Annotated in this window: 17 protein-coding genes and 1 pseudogene; 7 read left to right on the forward strand and 11 right to left on the reverse strand. The window is 75.0% G+C overall.

Annotated elements, in window-relative coordinates; translation table 11 throughout:
- Positions 1 to 208: 208 nt before the first annotated feature.
- From IE251_RS20995 to IE251_RS21015, 5 genes are all read right to left on the reverse strand, one after another.
- Positions 209 to 3283 carry an AAA family ATPase gene (locus tag IE251_RS20995; RefSeq protein ID WP_189754524.1) on the reverse strand — a complete coding sequence of 1025 codons (3075 nt, stop codon included), beginning with the start codon at positions 3281 to 3283 and terminating at the stop codon, positions 209 to 211.
- On the reverse strand, positions 3280 to 4443 hold the full coding sequence (locus IE251_RS21000) for an exonuclease SbcCD subunit D (protein ID WP_189754525.1): 1164 nt from the start codon (positions 4441 to 4443) through the stop codon (positions 3280 to 3282). Before IE251_RS21000 ends, IE251_RS20995 begins: the two co-directional genes overlap by 4 nt.
- A gap of 103 nt (positions 4444 to 4546) precedes the next feature.
- Positions 4547 to 5176: a YigZ family protein gene (locus tag IE251_RS21005; protein WP_189754526.1), complete on the reverse strand. Its 630-nt coding sequence runs from the start codon at positions 5174 to 5176 to the stop codon at positions 4547 to 4549.
- A 9-nt stretch (positions 5177 to 5185) separates the two neighbouring features.
- Positions 5186 to 5755, reverse strand: a complete 570-nt coding sequence (locus IE251_RS21010; RefSeq protein WP_189754527.1) for a SixA phosphatase family protein — start codon at positions 5753 to 5755, stop codon at positions 5186 to 5188.
- Positions 5752 to 6525 carry a hypothetical protein gene (locus tag IE251_RS21015; RefSeq protein WP_189754528.1) on the reverse strand — a complete coding sequence of 258 codons (774 nt, stop codon included), beginning with the start codon at positions 6523 to 6525 and terminating at the stop codon, positions 5752 to 5754. The genes IE251_RS21010 and IE251_RS21015 overlap by 4 nt, the downstream gene beginning before the upstream one ends.
- Before the next feature lie 140 nt (positions 6526 to 6665).
- Here IE251_RS21015 and IE251_RS21020 point away from each other — a divergent pair, with 140 nt between their 5' ends.
- Positions 6666 to 7073, forward strand: coding sequence for a CoA-binding protein (locus IE251_RS21020; protein ID WP_030775062.1), 408 nt, complete (start codon positions 6666 to 6668; stop codon positions 7071 to 7073).
- A 38-nt stretch (positions 7074 to 7111) separates the two neighbouring features.
- On the opposite strand, the gene IE251_RS21025 is transcribed toward IE251_RS21020, so the two are convergent.
- The gene (locus IE251_RS21025; RefSeq protein WP_229896868.1) at positions 7112 to 7465 is read right to left on the reverse strand and encodes an ArsR/SmtB family transcription factor; all 354 of its coding nucleotides are present in this window, start codon (positions 7463 to 7465) and stop codon (positions 7112 to 7114) included.
- A gap of 61 nt (positions 7466 to 7526) precedes the next feature.
- On the opposite strand from IE251_RS21025, the gene IE251_RS21030 reads away from it, so the two are divergent.
- Positions 7527 to 8663, forward strand: coding sequence for a cation diffusion facilitator family transporter (locus IE251_RS21030; protein ID WP_189754529.1), 1137 nt, complete (start codon positions 7527 to 7529; stop codon positions 8661 to 8663).
- Positions 8664 to 8706: 43 nt separating this feature from the next.
- On the opposite strand, the gene IE251_RS21035 is transcribed toward IE251_RS21030, so the two are convergent.
- On the reverse strand, positions 8707 to 9264 hold the full coding sequence (locus IE251_RS21035; RefSeq protein ID WP_189754530.1) for a YbaK/EbsC family protein: 558 nt from the start codon (positions 9262 to 9264) through the stop codon (positions 8707 to 8709).
- An 82-nt stretch (positions 9265 to 9346) separates the two neighbouring features.
- Entirely contained in the window at positions 9347 to 9919 is a 573-nt protein-coding gene (locus IE251_RS21040; protein ID WP_189754531.1) for a helix-turn-helix domain-containing protein, read from the reverse strand.
- Positions 9920 to 10028: 109 nt separating this feature from the next.
- On the opposite strand from IE251_RS21040, the gene IE251_RS21045 reads away from it, so the two are divergent.
- On the forward strand, positions 10029 to 10886 hold the full coding sequence (locus IE251_RS21045; RefSeq protein ID WP_189754532.1) for an EamA family transporter: 858 nt from the start codon (positions 10029 to 10031) through the stop codon (positions 10884 to 10886).
- A gap of 57 nt (positions 10887 to 10943) precedes the next feature.
- Here IE251_RS21045 and IE251_RS21050 read toward each other — a convergent pair whose 3' ends face one another.
- A complete protein-coding gene (locus IE251_RS21050; protein ID WP_189754533.1) occupies positions 10944 to 11708 on the reverse strand; it encodes an acyltransferase in 765 nt (254 codons plus the stop codon).
- A gap of 109 nt (positions 11709 to 11817) precedes the next feature.
- Here IE251_RS21050 and IE251_RS21055 point away from each other — a divergent pair, with 109 nt between their 5' ends.
- Positions 11818 to 12345, forward strand: coding sequence for a gamma carbonic anhydrase family protein (locus IE251_RS21055; protein ID WP_030775050.1), 528 nt, complete (start codon positions 11818 to 11820; stop codon positions 12343 to 12345).
- Between the two features lie 57 nt (positions 12346 to 12402).
- On the opposite strand, the gene IE251_RS21060 is transcribed toward IE251_RS21055, so the two are convergent.
- Positions 12403 to 13053, reverse strand: coding sequence for a DedA family protein (locus IE251_RS21060; RefSeq protein WP_189754534.1), 651 nt, complete (start codon positions 13051 to 13053; stop codon positions 12403 to 12405).
- 253 nt (positions 13054 to 13306) lie between these two features.
- Here IE251_RS21060 and IE251_RS21065 point away from each other — a divergent pair, with 253 nt between their 5' ends.
- Complete coding sequence (locus tag IE251_RS21065) at positions 13307 to 14422, forward strand: lysylphosphatidylglycerol synthase transmembrane domain-containing protein (protein WP_229896869.1); 1116 nt, start codon at positions 13307 to 13309, stop codon at positions 14420 to 14422.
- Positions 14423 to 14553: 131 nt separating this feature from the next.
- On the forward strand, positions 14554 to 15087 hold the full coding sequence (locus IE251_RS41090; RefSeq protein WP_229896870.1) for a P-loop nucleotide/nucleoside kinase family protein: 534 nt from the start codon (positions 14554 to 14556) through the stop codon (positions 15085 to 15087).
- 393 nt (positions 15088 to 15480) lie between these two features.
- Here IE251_RS41090 and IE251_RS41905 read toward each other — a convergent pair.
- A pseudogene (locus IE251_RS41905) lies at positions 15481 to 15978 on the reverse strand (RICIN domain-containing protein); the annotation flags it as partial.
- A 63-nt stretch (positions 15979 to 16041) separates the two neighbouring features.
- Here IE251_RS41905 and IE251_RS41910 point away from each other — a divergent pair.
- Complete coding sequence (locus IE251_RS41910; RefSeq protein ID WP_307784793.1) at positions 16042 to 17076, forward strand: hypothetical protein; 1035 nt, start codon at positions 16042 to 16044, stop codon at positions 17074 to 17076.
- Positions 17077 to 17393 lie beyond the last annotated feature (317 nt).

Consider the following 17393-nt stretch of genomic DNA (forward strand, 5'->3'; position numbering starts at 1 on the left):
GTTCCGTTCCGGTGGGCCGTACGGCGACGACGTCGGCCCCACTGTGTTCCACGGCCACCCGCCGGCGCATCAGTCATGTGACTGCGGGAGCGGGCCGGCCGATCACACAGGAATGAGTCGAGCCTTAGGTCACGGTTCCACTGTCAGCGGTCCCGGCGGGCGGAAGCGCGGAGATGGGCGATGCGGGCGCGCGCCCCGGTCGCCCCGGTCAGACGCCCCGTTGCCGCAGTGCGGAGCCCGAGCGGCCCTTCACGACCTCCAGTTGCGCGTGGATCCGCCGCCGCAGGTCGGCGACGTGGCTGACGATGCCCACACTGCGGTCGCGTTCGCGCAGGCCGTCCAGGACGTCCAGCACCTCGTCCAGGGTCTGGTCGTCCAGGCTGCCGAACCCCTCGTCGATGAAGAGGGTGTCCAGACGGACGCCGCCGGCCTCCTCGGTGACGACGTCGGCGAGGCCGAGGGCGAGCGCGAGGGAGGCGAAGAAGGTCTCCCCGCCGGACAGGGTCGCGGTGTCCCGTTCCCGTCCGGTCCAGGCGTCGACCACGTGCAGGCCGAGCCCGCTGCGGCCGCGCCCGGTGCGGTCGTCGGAGTGGACGAGGGTGTAGCGGCCGGACGACATGCGCTGGAGGCGTACGGTTGCGGCGGCGGCGACCTGCTCCAGCCGGGCCGCCAGGACGTACGACTCCAGGCGCATCCTGCGTTCGTTGTCGGCGGAGGTGCCCGCGGTGAGGGCGGCTAGCCGGGCCACCCGGTCGTGCTCCGCGCGCAGCGGGGCGAGCCGGCGTACCGCCTCCGCGGCGCGCGCGGACAGCCGGTCCAGCTCGGCGCAGCAGCGGGCGGCGGCGTCGCGCGCGGAGCCGGCCTCGCGCAGCCGCCGTTCCGCGGCGGCCGCCGCCCGCTCGGCGCCGGCCGGGTCGGCGGGCGGCAGCTGGGCCGCCGCCGTGGTGCCGGGCTCGGCGAGGACCGCGCGGACCGCGGCCTCCTCCTGCTGCCAGGCGTCCAGGCGGTGCTGGAGCTCGCGGTGGGCGGCCGGGTCCAGCAGGGCCGCGGCGGCGGCAGCGGGCGTGTCGAAGCCGGCCCGGTAGGCGGCGTCGGCGAGGCGGGCGTCGGCGGCCTTCAGCCGCTGGGCGGCGTCCTCGGCGGCGCGGACGGCGTCGGCGGCCTCGGTGAGCCGTGCCGCGAGCCGCTCCAGCTGCGCCGCGCGGGCCGCCACACTGCCCAGACCGCCCCGCGCCTGCTCCACCTCCGCTTCCAGCAGGGCCTGTTCGCGCTCCAGGGTCTCGCGGCGGGTGAGCCGGGAGGCGGCCCGTACGGCGGCCTGCTGGCGGTCGGCCAGCCGCTGCTCGCGCTCCTGCTCGGCGCGCCGCAGCTCCTGCTGGACGGCGTGCAGGGCGGAGGCGTCGTGGCGGGCGCGGGCGTACTCCCGCTCCAGGTGGTCCGCCTCGGCGGCGAGGCCCGCGGTGGGGGTGTCGCCGGCCTCGGCGGTGGCGGCGGCGAGGGCCTCGCGGACCTCGCCGAGCCGCCGCTCGTCCTCGGTGTGCAGTTCCTCGGCCCGCTGGAAGGCGGCGAGGGCGCGGTCCTCGGTCTCGCGGTCGACGTGTCCGGCGGCCTTGCGGGCGGGCGCGGGGTGTTCGGTGGCGCCGCAGACCGCGCAGGGCTCGCCGTCGGAGAGGTGGGCGGCCAGTTCGGCGGCGATGCCGGTCAGCCGCTGTTCCTTCAGGTCGAGCCAGTGCGCGCGGGCGTCCAGGGCGCGCCGGCGGGACTCCTCCGCGCGCTGCCGGGCCTGTGCGAGGCCGGCGGCGAGCCGGTCGCGGGTGCGGGCCGCGTCGAGCCGGCGCCGCATGGGCTCGCGCTGCACGGCGAGCTGTTCGGCGCGGGTGGCGGCCTCCTGGGCGGAGTCGAGCCGGGTCTGGAGGGCGGCGCGGGTGGCGTCCCAGCCGTCGAGCCAGGCGTCGGCCTCGCGCAGGACGTCCTCGTCGGCGCGCTCCTGCCGGTCGAGTCCGGCGCGCTCCTCGGCGAGTTCGGCGAGCCGGCGTTCGGCGCGCCGGGCCGCGTCCAGCCCGCCGAGTTCCTCGGCGGCCCGGCGGGCGGCGGCGGCGAGCCCGCTCGCGTCGGCACCCCCGTACGCGTCAACGCCCCCAGGGACGTCCGCGTCCCCATGCCCGTCCCTGTGAGCCTCGGCGCCCCCGGACCCGTCGGCGCCCCCCGACAGCTCGGACAGCGCCCCGCGTGCGCGTGCCTCGGCCTGCGTCGCCTCGCGGTGTTCCCGGTCGGCCGCCTCGCGCAGTTCCAGCGCGGCCGCGACGGACTCCGCCTTGCGGGCCCGCTCCATGCGCTCCTGGTCCTCGCGGTGGGCGCGGGCCCGTTCCGTGAGCCGTTCGGCGCGCTCGCGGGCCGCGGCGAACCTGCTCTGCAGCCGGGCGAGTTCACGGGCCTCGTCCAGGGCGTGCCGGGCCGCGGCGTGGGCGGACTCGGCGGCGGCGAGGCGGCAGTGGGCGATGTCGAGGCGTTCCCGGGCGGTGCTGCGGGCGAGGGCGGCCGCTTCGAGGACGGCCTCGGCCAGCCCGGGGTCGCCGGGGTCCGGCTCGGGCAGTTCCATGGCGTCGCCGGCCTCCTGCTGCATGCGGTGGGCGTCGGCGAGCAGGGCCGTGTCGCCCTCGCGCACGCGTGCCTCGGTGGCGCGGCGGCGTTCGGCGAGGCGCTTCTCGACGTCGGCGAAGCGCTGGGTGTCGAAGAGCCGGCCGAGGAGTTTGCCCCGGGCCTCGGCGTCGGCACGCAGGAAACGGGCGAAGTCGCCCTGGGGCAACAGGACGACCTGGCAGAACTGCTCGCGGCTCATGCCGAGCAGCTGCTCCACCTCGGCGCCGATCTCCTGGTGGGAGCGGCTGAGGTCCTTCCAGGAGCCGGCCCGGGCGTCGTACTCGCGCAGCCAGGTCTGGGCCTTGTCGACCGTCATGCCCTTGCCGCGCAGCTTGCGCCGCTCCCACGGGGGCTGCCGGGTGATCTCCAGCCGGCGGCCGGCGACGGTGAGTTCGAGGCGGACCTCGGTACGGGTGCCGGGCGGGGCGTGGTCGCTGCGCAGGTGCATGCCCTGGCCGCTCTGCCGGGCGCCGGGGACCGAGCCGTAGAGGGCGTAGCAGACGGCGTCGAGGACGGAGGTCTTGCCGGCGCCGGTCGGGCCGTGCAGCAGGAAGAGTCCGGCGCCGGACAGCGCGTCGAAGTCGACGCTCTGGGTGGAGCCGAAGGGTCCGAAGGCGGTGATGTCGAGCCGGTGCAGCCTCACCGGGCCACCTCCCGCACGGTGTGGTCGGCGCGCACGGCGTCGAACGCCTCGCGCAGTACGGCGGTCTCGGCGGCGTCGGGTCCGGTGCCGCGCACATGGGCGACGAAGTCCTCGGCGACCTGCTCGTCGCTGCGGCCCGCGAGCCGCCGGGCGTAGGACACACGGGGGTCGTCGGGGGCCCGTTCGGGGGCGAAGACCAGGCTGAGGGTGTGCGGGAAGCGTTCGGTGAGGCGGGCCATGGGCTCGGCGGGGCGGAGCGGGTCGGTGAGGGTGGCCTCGACCCAGGCGTCCTCGTGGCGGCCCAGCGCCGGGTCGGCGAGGAGGTCGTCGAGGCGGCCGCGGATACGGGCGAGGGGGCGCGGCACCGGGCAGTCGACGCGCTCGGCGGTGACCGCGCCGTCCGCGTCCAGGTCGATCAGCCACATGCTCTTGCGGTGGCCGGCCTCGGAGAAGGAGTAGGCGAGCGGGGAGCCCGAGTAGCGGACGCGTTCGGTGATGGTCTGGCAGCCGTGCAGATGGCCGAGCGCCACGTAGTCCGCCCCGTCGAAGATGCCGGCCGGTACGGCGGCGACCCCGCCGACGGTGATGTCGCGTTCGCTGTCGCTGGCCTGGCCTCCGGTGACGAAGGCGTGGGCGAGGACGACGGAACGGGTGCCCCGCGGGCGGGCGGCGAGGTCGGCGCGGACGCGGTCCATGGCGGCGCCGAGCACGGCCTCGTGACCGGCCTTGTCGACGCCGAACTCGTCCTTGACCAGGGCGGGTTCGAGGTACGGCAGGCCGTAGAAGGCGACGTCGCCGTGGGCGTCCCGGAGGATCACGGGGGTGCCGGCGGCGGACGGCTCGGTGCGCAGGTGGATGCCGGCGCGGTCGATGAGTCCGGCGCCGACGCCGAGGCGGCGGGCGGAGTCGTGGTTGCCGGAGATCATCACCGTGGGCACGCCGAGGTCCGCGAGCCGGTGCAGGGCGGTGTCGAACAGCTCCACGGCGGCGAGCGGGGGCACCGCGCGGTCGTACACGTCGCCCGACACGACCACCGCCTCCACCTCGCGCTCACGCACGGTGGTGACGAGGTGACCGATGAACCCGGCCTGCGCCTGAAGCAGGTTCACCCGGTGGAAGGCCCGGCCGAGGTGCCAGTCGGACGTGTGCAGGATCCTCATGGGCCCCGAGACTAACGGCCGGGTCCGACATCACGTCCGGTCGCTCCGGAACCGGACGCCACCACCCGCCGCACGAAAGCCCGTTATGTCCGATTAACCCCAATTATCGAGCGTCTCCGTAGGCTTCGCCGCCCAGTTCGAAGCCGGCCGTGCCCGCCGTCACATCGGCGAGCCAGGCCCGGAAGGCGTCCACGTCGGCGTCCGGCAGCCCGATCTCGATGGTGACGGCCTCGCCGTAGCGGACGTCGCGCACCTCGCGTCCGGTGGCGCGCAGATCGTTCTGCACCTTGCCCGCGCGCTGGTGGTCGACGGTCACGGTGGCCAGCCGGAAGCGGCGCCGGGTGATCGTGCCGAGGGCGTCCAGGGCCTCGCCCACCGAGCCGCCGTAGGCGCGGATCAGCCCGCCCGCGCCGAGCTTGACCCCGCCGTAGTAGCGGGTGACCACGGCGACGACGTACCGCATGTCGCGGCGCAGCAGCATCTGGAGCATGGGCACGCCTGCGGTGCCGCCCGGTTCGCCGTCGTCGCTGGCCTTCTGCACGGAGGCGTCGGCGCCGATGACGTAGGCCCAGCAGTTGTGGGTGGCGTCGGCGTGCTCCTTGCGCACGGCGGCGATGAACTCCTGGGCCTCCCGTTCGGTGGCGGCCGGGGCGAGGGCGCACAGGAAGCGGGAGCGGTTGATCTCGGTCTCGTGCACGCCCGCGCGGGCGACTGTGCGGTACTCGTCCTGCATCCGGCCAGCCTAGTCCGTGGCCGGCCGGCCGCTCCCCGGGTGGCGCCCGCCCCGCGGGACCGTGAAGGAGGTGAGCAGGGCCGTGCCCGGGGCGAGGGCCCGCCAGGTGGTGCCGTGCCAGGTGAGGGCGGCGATCGCGGAGGTCGGGAACCTGGCCCGGACCCGCTCCGGCGTGACGTCGAGCCCGTCGGCGGCCAGCGCCGCCACCAGCTCCGCCAGGCCGGGGTTGTGCCCGATCAGCAGCAGGGTCCGCACGTCGGCCGGCACCTCGCGCACCACCTCCAGCAACTCCGGTACGCCGGCCGCGTACAGCCGCCGGTCGTAGCGCACGGGCGGTGGCGTGGCCCACTCGGCGGCCACCAGCTCCCAGGTACGGCGGGCCCGTACGGCGGTGGAGCACAGGGCGAGGTCGGGCAGGGAACCCGCGGCGGCGAGGACGCGCCCGGCGGCCGGGGCGTCCCGCAGCCCGCGGGGCGCGAGCGGCCTCAGCCGGTCCTCGACGCCCTCGGGCCAGGCGGACTTGGCGTGCCGCAGCACCAGCAGCCGCCGCAGCGGCCCGGTGCCCGCCGGTCCCCTCACCCGGGGTTCCCGAGGTCGCGCACGAGGTCCAGGGCGAGCAGGCGGTCGGCGTAGGCGTAGGTCTCGAAGCGGGCGCCGTCCGGGATGCCGGGCGCGCTCTCCGCCTCCCGCAGGACGGCGAGCACCGCGGGCAGGTCGAGGTCGTCCTCCCAGGCGGCGCGCAACCGGTCGCGCACCTCGCCGGGGACCGGCCGCGAGGGCTGCCGGGCCCAGCCGGCCACGGCCCGCCGCCACCGGGCGAGGCCGCGCGCGGCCTCCTCGAGGGTGGCCGGGTCCAGTCGCGCGGGTTCGCCGCGCGGTACGGCGAGCAGGGCGAGGCGCAGGGCGGAGGGGTCGGACAGCAGCGCCGTGAGCGCGGCCGGGCCGCCCCCGTCCCCCGCGGGCTCCGCGCCGGCCTCCGGCGCCCACTCCACCCCGGCCACCGCCACCACCGGCCCCTCCCCCACCGTCCCGACGCAGTCCCGCCGGACCACGTGGAGGGCCTGGGCCTCGCCGAGGCCGGAGGCGAGGTCGCGGCTGAACTCGAAGGGGCGGATGGCCAGGCGGGCGCCGGCCGCGCGCAGTTCCGGCTGGTCGCGGGGGGCGGTGAGGCTCGTCCAGACCGGGGTGCCGCCCAGCTCCAGGGCGCGGACGAGCAGATCGGCGGTGAGCAGGACCCGCAGGGCCGTCGGGTCCGGGCCCAAGGCGTGGGCCTCGATGCGGGTCAGGCCGCGGCGGGCGGGCGCGGCGGGGACGGACTCACCGGTTCGGGCGTCGAGGATGCGCAGCACGGGGCGAGCGTAGGGCGGGCCGGCGGCCGTATGCAGCAGCTTGCGCCGTTTCCGGACAGCGTGCCGGAGTACGGCGGGAATCCCGGCGCGCCGGAGTGACGTTTCCCCGGAACAGTTCCCGCAGCCCGAGGAGGCGGCCGATGTACGGCGACGACGCGACGATCCGCAGGATCCTGACCGAGCTGGGCGACACCTGGGCGGTGGTCGGCCTGTCCGCGAACGAGCGCCGGGCCGCGTACGGCGTGTCCCGGGAGCTCCAGCGGTTCGGCAAGCGGATCGTGCCGGTGCACCCCAAGGCCGAGACGGTGCACGGGGAGCGGGGGTACGCCTCCCTCGCGGACATCCCCTTCGACGTGGACGTGGTCGACGTCTTCGTGAACAGCGAGCTGGCCGGCCCGGTCGCCGACGAGGCCGTGGCGAAGGGCGCGCGGGCGGTGTGGTTCCAGCTGGGTGTCGTCGACCCGGCCGCGTATGAACGCACCCGGGCGGCGGGCCTGGAGATGGTCATGGACCGCTGCCCGGCCATCGAGATCCCGCGGCTGGGTTAGCCCCTTCCCCTCACGTCCACGGCGGGAGACCGTCCCGCTCAGCGTTCCGTCAGGCGGTGGTCCGCCGTCTTCAGGGCCTCCTCGACCAGGCGCCCCAGGTGTCCGTGGCGCAGGGAGTAGATCACCCGGCGGCCCTCCTTGCGGGTGTCCACCAGACCGGCGAGCCGCAGCCGGGCCAGGTGCTGGCTGACGGCCGGGCGGGCGGCGCCGCATGCCTCGGTGAGCGTGGTGACATCGGCCTCGCCCGCCGTCAGGGCGTACAGCAGGGCGAGGCGGGTGCGGTCGCCCAGCAGGGCCAGGAGGCCGGCGGCGGCCTCGAACCGTTCCTCGCCCGCGCCCCCGCTGTGCTCGTGCGCATCGTGCGCAGGTGATAGGTGCATGCGTGCGCTCATACGCACATAATGGCCGCGTGGACGCCGCGCGTCCACTCCCGCCCACCGGAAGGGGACCGACGTGAGCGACCGGCACCATCGCGACCACGGCCACGAGCACCCGGATCGCGGCCACGGGGACGCGCACCACGGCCACAAACACCCGCACCACGGCGACGTACACCAGGACGACGGCCGGGAGCACTCCCACCACGGCCACGAGCACCCGCACCGCGGCCGGTTCCGCAGCCTCGGGCATCTGTTCGCCCCGCACTCTCACGAGACGGCCGACAAGCTGGATCCTGCGCTGGAGTCCTCGGCGCGGGGGATGCGCGCCCTGTGGGTGTCGCTGGCCGTGCTGGGGGTGACCGCGCTGGCGCAGGCGGTCGTGGTGGCCGTCTCCGGGTCGGTGGCGCTGCTCGGGGACACCGTGCACAACGCGGCCGACGCGCTGACCGCCGTCCCCCTCGGCATCGCCTTCGTGCTCGGCCGCCGGGCTGCGACCCGCCGGTTCACCTACGGTTACGGCCGCGCCGAGGACCTGGCCGGACTGGTCATCGTGCTGACCGTCGCCGCGTCGGCGGCCTTCGCCGCGTGGGCGGCCGTCGGGCGGCTGCTGGACCCGCGTCCGGTCGCCCAGGTGCCGGCGGTCGCGGTGGCCGCGCTGCTCGGTTTCGCCGGCAACGAGTGGGTGGCCCGGTACCGGATCCGGGTGGGCCGGGAGATCGGCTCGGCCGCGCTCGTCGCGGACGGACTGCACGCCCGCACCGACGGATTCACCTCGCTGGCCGTGCTGTTGGGGGCCGGCGGTACGGCGCTGGGCTGGCAGCAGGCCGATCCCGTCGTGGGGCTGGCGATCACGGCGGCGATCGTGCTGGTGCTGCGGGACGCGGCACGGGAGGTGTTCCGGCGGGTGCTGGACGCCGTCGACCCGGCGCTGGTGGACCGGGCCGAGCGGGCGGTGCGCGCGGTGGAGGGCGTGCGCGGGGTGGGCGAGCTGCGGCTGCGCTGGATCGGGCACCGGCTGCGGGCCGAACTCGCGGTGGTGGTGGACGCCGAGGCCACGCTGCGGCAGGCGCACGCGATCGCCGTCGAGGCCGAACACGCCCTGCTGCACGCCGTGCCGAACCTGACGGCCGCCCTGGTCCACGCCGACCCGGCCCCCGCCCCGGGCGAGACGGATCCCCATCTGGCGCTGGCCCATCACCTGACGGCGTGACCGGCGGCGGGGCCCGGGGCGCGTCCCGGCCGTCGGCGTCGGCTCACACCGCCCCGAGCCCCTCCAGCACGACGGCGCCGGGGAGTTCGGCGAGGGCCTTGCCGGGGATCAGGAGCTTGCCGCGCCGGCGTCCGCTGCCGATCACGACGTAGGGCAGGTCGATCACGGCCGAGTCCACCAGCACCGGCCAGTCGGCGGGCAGTCCGAGCGGGGTGATGCCGCCGTACTCCATGCCGGTCTCGCCGGTCGCCGTCTCCATCGGGGCGAACGATGCCTTGCGGGCGCCCAGGTGACGGCGTACGACACCGTTGACATCGGCCCGGGCGGTGGACGGCACCACACAGGCGGCCAGCCGGGTCTCACCGGCCCGCTTGCCCGCGACCACCACGCAGTTCGCCGACCGCTCCAGCAGGTCCCGGCCGTAGTGCTCCACGAAGGTGGCGGTGTCCGCCCAGCGCGGATCGGTGTCGACGTAGAGGATCTGGTCGGCCGGGACCGTGCCCCGCCAGGCGCGTACGGCGTCGGCGACGGGGGCGGTCAGCTCGTCGAGGCAGTCCGGGGCGGGGGTGGCGGTGTCGAAGTCTCCGATGGGCGCGCGCATGCCCGCACGCTAACAACACCGGCCGCACCGCCGGACCGGCGTCTTACGGAACGGACGGGCTCAGGGCACGGGCGGCGCGCGCTCACGGCACGGGTGGTACGGACACGGCCATCACCATCTCCACCGGCACCTCGCCCTTGTTGCCGTACCGGTGCGGGACGTCGGCCTCGAAGGAGGCGCTGGCGCCGGCCGGCACGCGGTGCTCGACGCCGTCCACGGTGAGCGTCAGCTCGCCCGCGGTGACATGGACCATCTCGACCGTGCCGCCGGGGTGCGGCTCGGAGGGGCTGACGTCACCCGGCATCAGCCGCCAGTCCCACATCTCCAGCGGTCCGGGCGCCTCGGCGCCGGCGAGCAGCCGGTTGTAGCTGCCGGCCTCGGTGTGCCAGAGCCGTACGGCCCGTTCGGCGGGGACGATCCGCACCTTCGGGCCCTGCTCGTAGTCGAGCAGCGTGGTGATGCTGACGCCGAGCGCGTCGCCGATCTTGACGACCGTGCCGATGCTCGGGTTGGTGCGGGCCTGCTCGATCTGGATGAGCATGCCGCGGCTGACGCCGGCCCGGGCGGCGAGCACATCCAGCGTGAAGCCGCGCACCGCGCGCCAGTGTCTGACGTTGCGCGCCAGGGACTGGGTCAGGAGTTCTAGGTCCGACACATGGGGTCCAATATCCGGGAAGTTAATTATTTTAGTGAGTGGGGTTCAATGGAGTGAACTACGGTGAGGTGCACTCGTCCGTTCACCGAACTGTACTGCGAGGCCGGCCATGACAGCATTCTTCGCCCTGCTCACCAGCCTTATGTGGGGGCTGGCCGACTTCGGCGGCGGACTGCTGACCCGGCGTACCCCGGCGCTGACGGTCGTGGTCGTCTCGCAGGGCATCGCGGCGGTCGTGCTGGGCGTGATCGTGGTGGCCACCGGCGGCTGGAGCGAGGCCGGGCCCCGGCTGTGGTTCGCGTTCGCGGCCGGGCTGGTGGGACCGGTGGCCCTGCTCTGCTTCTACCAGGCCCTCGCGCTCGGCCCGATGGGCGTGGTCTCCCCGCTGGCCACCCTCAGCGTCGCCGTGCCCGTCGGCGTCGGGCTCGTGCTCGGCGAGCGGCCGGGGCTGTTCCAGGCCGTCGGCAGCGCGGTCGCCGTCACCGGGGTCGTCCTGGCGGGCGGGCCGCAGCTGCGGGGCACGGCCGTGCAGCGGCGCACGATCTGGATGACGCTGGTCGCCGCGGTCGGCTTCGGCACGGTGTTCGCGCTGATCGCGGAGGCGTCCACCACGGTGACCGGGCTGTTCCTCGCGCTGTTCGTGCAGCGGGTGACGGACGTGGCGGTGGGCGGGGCCGCGCTCGTCGTCTCGGTGCGGCGCGGCGGGGCCGCCCTGCCGGAGGGCGGGTTTCCGTGGGACGCGCTGCCCGCGCTGGCGTTCGTGGGGCTCGCCGACGTGGCGGCCAACGGCACCTACGCGATGGCCACCCGGAGCGGTCCGGTCACCGTCGCGGCCGTGCTCGCCTCCCTGTACCCGGTGGTGACCGCGCTGGCCGCACGGGGCTTCCTCAGCGAGCGGCTGCGCGGCATCCAGACGGCGGGCGCGGGCCTGGCCCTGCTGGGCACGCTGCTGCTGGCGACGGGCTGAGCCGCCGAAGGCACACCGCGGTCTCCGGTGCGGGGAGCCCGGCCGGAAGGACGTCCGTCAGCCGTCGGGGTCCAGTGCGGCCAGCCGGGCCACCGCCTCCTCGTCCAGGTCGGCCAGCGCGCGCAGCTGGCGCGGTGTGATGTCGTCCGGTATCGGCACCGGCGCGGGGGTGCGCAGCGGCGGCTGCCAGCCGGTGCCGGGCGTCCAGCGCCGTACGACCTTGGCGGGCGCCCCGGCCACCACCGCGTGGTCCGGCACCGTGCCCCGGACCACCGCGCCGGCCGCCACGACCACGTTCCGGCCGATCCGCGCCCCCGGCAGGATCACCGCGCCGGTGCCGATCCAGCAGCCCGGCCCGATCTCGACCGGCTCCATGCGCGGCCACTGCTTGCCGATGGGCTGGTGCGGGTCGTCGTAGGAGTGGTTGGTGGAGGTGACGTAGACGTACGGGCCGAAGTAGCAGTCGCTGCCGATGGTGACCGTGGTGTCCGCGATGACATGGCTGCCGCGGCCGAGGACCACGCCGTCGCCGATGCGCAGGATCGGGTCCGGACCGAGGTCCAGGTCGGGCATCAGGCCCGCGGTGAGGGTGACCTGCTCCCCGATGATGCAGTACGACCCGAGCCTGATCCACGGTTCCCCGAAGACCGTGCCGAGCGGGAAGGCCAGCCGGGTGTGCTCCCCGATGGCGCCGAAGCGGAAGCGGCCGGGGTGCTCGGCCGTCACCGAGCCCGTGCGGCACACCCACGCCCAGCCCGCGTGGACGGCGCGCTGGGCCAGGCGCTGACGCCAGGATGAGAACGTGTTCTTGCGCTTCGGCACGCGCTCACGTTACTCACCGGTCGCCCCCGGCGAGAGGCCGGGCCGCTGTGATCTTTGCCCCACCCGGTGTCGTACCGTTCGGGCACGGAACGCACACAAGGAGACGGTGATGACGCAGAAGGCGCTGATCGTGGGCATCGGGGGCAAGGAACCCCAGGTCGATCCGGAGGCGTTCGTGGCGCCCACGGCGTCCGTGGTCGGGGACGTCACGCTGCACGAGGGGGCCAGTGTCTGGTACGGGGCCGTCGTGCGCGGGGACATAGAGAAGATCACCGTGGGGGCGCGGGCCAATGTGCAGGACAACGTCACCCTGCACGCCGACCCCGGGTTCCCGGTGCGCATCGGGGAGCGGGTGTCCATCGGGCACAACGCGGTGGTGCACGGGGCGACCGTGGAGGAGGACTGCCTGATCGGGATGGGCGCGACCGTGCTGAACGGGGCGGTGATCGGGGCGGGCTCGCTGGTCGCGGCGCAGGCGCTGGTGCCGCAGGGGATGGTGGTGCCGCCCGGGTCGCTGGTGGCGGGGGTGCCGGCGAAGGTGCGGCGGGCCCTGTCGGAGGAGGAGCGGGAGGGTGTGGTCCTCAACGGCACGCTGTACGCCGACCTGGCGCAGACGCATCGCGAGGTGCACGAGTAAGGGGTGCGAGGATGAGGGGCGCACGGGCAGGAGCTGCTTCCGCCCGGCGGCGCCGGTTCACTCCCCGGCGTTCGCGGGCTCCGCTTCCGCTTCCCGCTGCTCCGGCTGGGCCTGCTTCGCCTTGCGCTTGAGGATCAGCATGGAGCCGAGTCCGATGAGGACGGCCACGCCCAGACCGACGTAGGAGAAGCGCTTCAGCCAGTCCTCGGCGACGATGCCGACGTAGTAGATGACGGCCGTGGTGCCCCCGGCCCAGCAGATGCCGCCGAGGACGTTGGCGATCAGGAACTTCCAGTACGGCATGTGCAGGACGCCCGCGAGGGGGCCGGCGAAGATGCGCAGCAGGGCGACGAAGCGGCCGAAGAAGACCGCCCACATGCCCCACTTCTCGAAGGACCGCTCGGCGGTGGCCACATGGCCCGCGCTGAAGTGGCGGGGGAACTTCCTGCCGAGCCAGGCCAGCAGCGGGCGTCCGCCCTTGCGGCCGATGGCGTAGCCGATCGAGTCGCCGATCACCGCTCCGGCGGTCGCGCAGGCGCCGAGGACGACCGGGTTGACGCCCGTGTGCTGGGAGGACATCAGGGCCGCCGAGACCAGGATGATCTCGCCCGGCAACGGGATGCCCAGGCTCTCCAGACCGATCACGAGGCCCACCACGGCGTAGACGGCGGCGGCAGGCACCGAGTCGAGCCATTCCTGGACGTGCACCGCCGGTTCCTCCCCTGTCGCTGACCTGGTCGTCCTGTGTGTCCGGGCGCCCGCATGCACAGCGCGGCCCAAGGGAAGGCTACCTGGTCGGCGCCGAACGGCCGCCTGCCCGCCCGGCCGGCGGCACCGTTCCGCCCGCACGCCTTACGTTTCCGGACATCCCCGTGTCACGCGGGAGGGGAAGGCTCCACGCGGTTTCGCCCGGCCCGCTCCCCCAGGCCCGCAGGGGCCCGCCGCGGAAGGACGACGTCCCGTGTCCCCAGCTCCGACCCCGCCCCCGTCCACGTCCACCTTCACGTCCGCTTGTACGTCCTGCCCGCTTCCACCTCCGTGCCCGGAGACCGGCGGCCCTGGTCCGAAGTGCGCCGACCTCGGTACGGAGACCACCGGCGCCGATCCGGAGTGTGCGGCTCCGGCGCGGTCGGCGGGGGCGCGCGGGCCGGGCCGGTCGCTGCGGCTGGCGCTGTGCCTGGCGCCGCTGCTGTTCGCGGCCGGCTGGGCGGCGGCGAACCGGCCCGTCGTGTACGAGGGGTTCCGGCGGCTGGTCTCGGCCGACCCGGGGTGGCTGGCGGCGGGAGCCGGGTTCACCTGTCTGACCTGGGTGGCCGCCTCCAGCATCCGGCAGGGTGCGCTGCCCGACCCGGTACCGCCACGGCTGCTGCTGGCCTCGCAGTTCGCCGCCGGCGCCGCCAACCACGTGCTGCCCGGCGGACTCGGCGCGCACGCCGTCACCCTGCGGTTCCTGCGCGGGCAGGGCGTACCGCTGGAGCGGGCGACCGCGTCGATCGGCCTGTACTCGCTCGTCAAGTCCGTCGCGAAGGCGCTGGTGCTGGTGGTGTTCCTGGCGGCCTCACCGGCCCGGCGGCGCCTCGGGGAACTGATACCGGACGGGCGGCTGCTGATACCGCTCGCGGCGGGCGTGGGCGGGGCGGTCACGGTGGCGGGGGTGCTGCTGACGGTCGTACGGCCGCTGCGACGGCCGGTGGCCCGGCTGCTGCGCACCGCCGTGTCCGACGCGCGCGCGGTGCACGCCCGGCCGCGCCGGGTGCTGGCGCTGTGGGGCGGGGCCGTGGCGATGCCGCTGGTACAGGCCGGCGCGCTGGCCTGTGTGGGGGCCTCGCTGGGACTGGGGCTGCCCTGGGAGCAGGTGGTACTGGCCCATCTGGCGGCGGGCACGGCCGTCGGGGCGGTGCCCGCGCCGGGCGGCCTCGCGGTCGACGCGGCACTGGTGTGGACGCTGGTCGCCTTCGGCTCCTCCCCCGCACCGGCGACCGCGACCGTCATCGGCTACCGGGTCCTGACCGACTGGGCACCGCTGCTGCCGGGCGCGCTGGTGCTGTCGACGCTGATCCGCCGGAACGTGGTGTGAGCGGCGCTTTCGGGTGTGGGCGGCGTTGACTCGGTTGCTGCCGGATGACTCGGTGAACTGGCCGGCGATACTTCCGCCCCGCGCGGAAAATTCCCGCGCGCCGACCATGCGTCCGGTGCCACCGTGTGGCCATGACAGGCATCGAGGTGCTGCTGATCGGCGGCCGGTCCGGCGTGGGCAAGACGACGGTCGCCATGGAGACGTCGGTCCTCCTACGGGACACCGGCGTCGCCCACTGCCTCGTCGAGGGCGACCTCCTCGACCACGTCCACCCCGCTCCCCCGGACGATCCCTTCCTCACCCGCATCACCCGGCGCAACCTCGCCGCCCTGTGGGCGAACTACGCCGACGTGGGCGTGCGACGCCTGATCTACACCAACACCGTCAGCATCCTGGAACCGGACCTGATCCGGCAGGCCGTCTCTCCCGACGCCCCGCCGAGGATCGTCAACGTCCTGCTCACCGCCACCGACGCGACAGCGCGCCAACGCCTCGGCGGGCGGGAACGCGGCTCCGAGCTCGACATCCACCTGCGCCGCAGCGCCGCCGCCGCGCAGCGTCTGGAAGCGGAGGCTCCGCCGGGAACGGTACGCGTCCCCACCGACCAGCGCACCGTTCGCGCCATCGCCGAGGACGTCGCCGCCGCCACAGGCTGGTCCCGCTGAGCGGCCACCGGGGCCGGGGCCGGCGGTAGGCCCAGGGCCCGTCTTCTCCGGCGCCTCGTCAGCTCCTCGTACTCGTACTCCCTCACGGGCGCCGGTGTCATCGGCTCGGCCCGGCCGCCCGCCGCCTTCCCCATGGATCCGCGCGCCCCGGGGACGGTCTCGTTCCTCGGCCCCGTGACCCGCGCGCCCCGGCTCCCCTCGCGAGGTGTCACCGGCCCGGTGGTGTCCGTCCCCGCCCGGCCGTCCACCGCGAACCCCGTCCGACGCGCCCGGTACGTCCGGTCGCCGCTCCGGGCCGGCATCGGCGGGGGGTGCTTCGTCCGCCTCCAGCGCCCACCGCTGCTCCGGGGGACCGTCGTCACGGTGTACGACGCCGACCCCCGTGACCCCCCGGCCGGGACCCGGTGACAGGGCCAGGCCGGGGTGGCGGCGGAGCAGGATCTCGCCGTGCAGCGTGACGTCGTAGGAGACCTCCCCTGGCGGTAGCGCGCAGCCGGCCAGCGCCACGGTTCCCGTGCCGGGGTCGGCGGTGAGACAGAGGGTGGGGTCCGCGGTGCTGCGCAGGAGGCCGTCGTCCTGGTAGGTCCACTGCTGGGAGCCGGCCGCCGAGCACGGCGCGAGCCGGACGCCCGCGCCCGCCGCGACCCGCCCGCCGCGCACGTCCAGGCAGCGCCCGGACGCCAGGTCGCGCAGGGTGCCGTGGACGGTCTCGGCGGGGTCGCCGTAAGAGGCGGCGGAGTGTGCGCCGGCGCCTCCCGGGCGTGGGGAGTCCGCGACGGGTGCGGCCCAGGTGACGCCGGGACCGGGGACACCGTTGTCATCGGACCAGCTCCTGACCGACAGAGCGGTGACGAGCAGCGCGAGGGAAGCGAGCCCGACGCCGATGACCATGGCCTTGCGGTGACGGCCGGCGGACAGAGGACCTCCGGGTGCGGTCGCCCGGGTCCCCCGGACATGACGGTCACGACGGCTGTGGCGGTCATGGAGGTCATGGCGGTCATGGAGGTCGTGAATGGACGATCGGTCCTCCCGGACGGCACGACCCTCCCGCGCGGCGCGGGCCGGTCGGGAGTCGAGGTAGCGGCGGGCACCCCAGCCGAGCACGCTCTCGGCGAGGAGCAGGGGCAGACCGGCGTCGAAGCGGCCGAGCTGCTCGGCGGCGTACCGGCAGTGCGGGCAGACCGTCAGATGCCTTCGCACTTCCGGCAGCAGGGGACCGCCGCGGCGCAGGGGGATGTCCAGGAGCCGGTTGTGGAAGCGGCATTCCTCGGTGGGCGCGAGTTCCCGGTGAGCGCGTACACACCCGGCACGGAATTGCTCGCGCGCCTGCTCCAGCGCGGCCGCCGCGGTGACCGTGTCGACGCCCAGCAGACCAGCAGGTATGTTTATGGGTTCGGCCTCGACCTCGGTATGCCAGAGAAGGCATTGCGCGGCGCCGGGAAGGGACCGAAATGCGCGGGCGGCGAGCCGTCTGCTTTCCGATGGGCCGGGCTTTGTCGCGCGCAGTCCGCGACCGCCGGTGGTTTTGCGCAATTCCGGCAGGACGGCACAGGCGGCGGCGTCCGCCGCCCAGGCGCGGACCGTGTCGCGGACGGCGACGAGCAACTGCGGCCGCAGGGCGCCGCCGGTCACGCCGGCAGCGCCGGTCACACCGGTCGCCGTACCGGCGAGCACCTGCTCGAAGGCCGCGGCGGCCACGAGTTGGGCGGTGGTACCGGTGGTGGCCAGGCAGACCACGGCATGGTCGAGGGTGGCCCGCCAGTGCCGGGCGAGCAGCAGGGCGACGGCGTGATGACGGCCGTCGGCGTCCGGGCCGCGGAGCCGGGCGAGCAGGGCGGGGTCGGACTCCCCGGCGGGGCCGGGCCGGGGCGGGTAGGGCGGGCGTGGGGGGTAAGGGGGCTGCACGGAGACATTCCTTTCCAGCCGCAGGACCGCATGCGCGCGGGCGTCCTGTGGAAAAACAGTGCCTGTCGGTGCATACGTGCATAGTCAAAGGGCCGGCCGGACGTCGGCGTCCGCCTTTGCCCTCCCGCGGGGAGGCTCACCTTGGCACAGGCGACTCACGGGAAACAAGAAGTCGGAATACCCCGGCGGAGAAGTCGGCGCTTCCCGCAATAGTTACCGCTGGTATCTCCGGACGGCGTTCGACCCGGCGGCCGACTTCTCGGCGAAAAGGCCGGATGGCGGGTCAAATGTCCAATTCCGGTATTCGTACGGTCCGGGCCGGCGCGCGACTCCGCCGACATCCGGTCAAACCATGGCCGACGCACCGACGCGCCCTTCCTCCGCCCGGGCACGGTGCGTGA

The organism is Streptomyces eurythermus (genome assembly GCF_014649115.1).
Taxonomy (GTDB): Bacteria; Actinomycetota; Actinomycetes; order Streptomycetales; family Streptomycetaceae; genus Streptomyces; species Streptomyces eurythermus.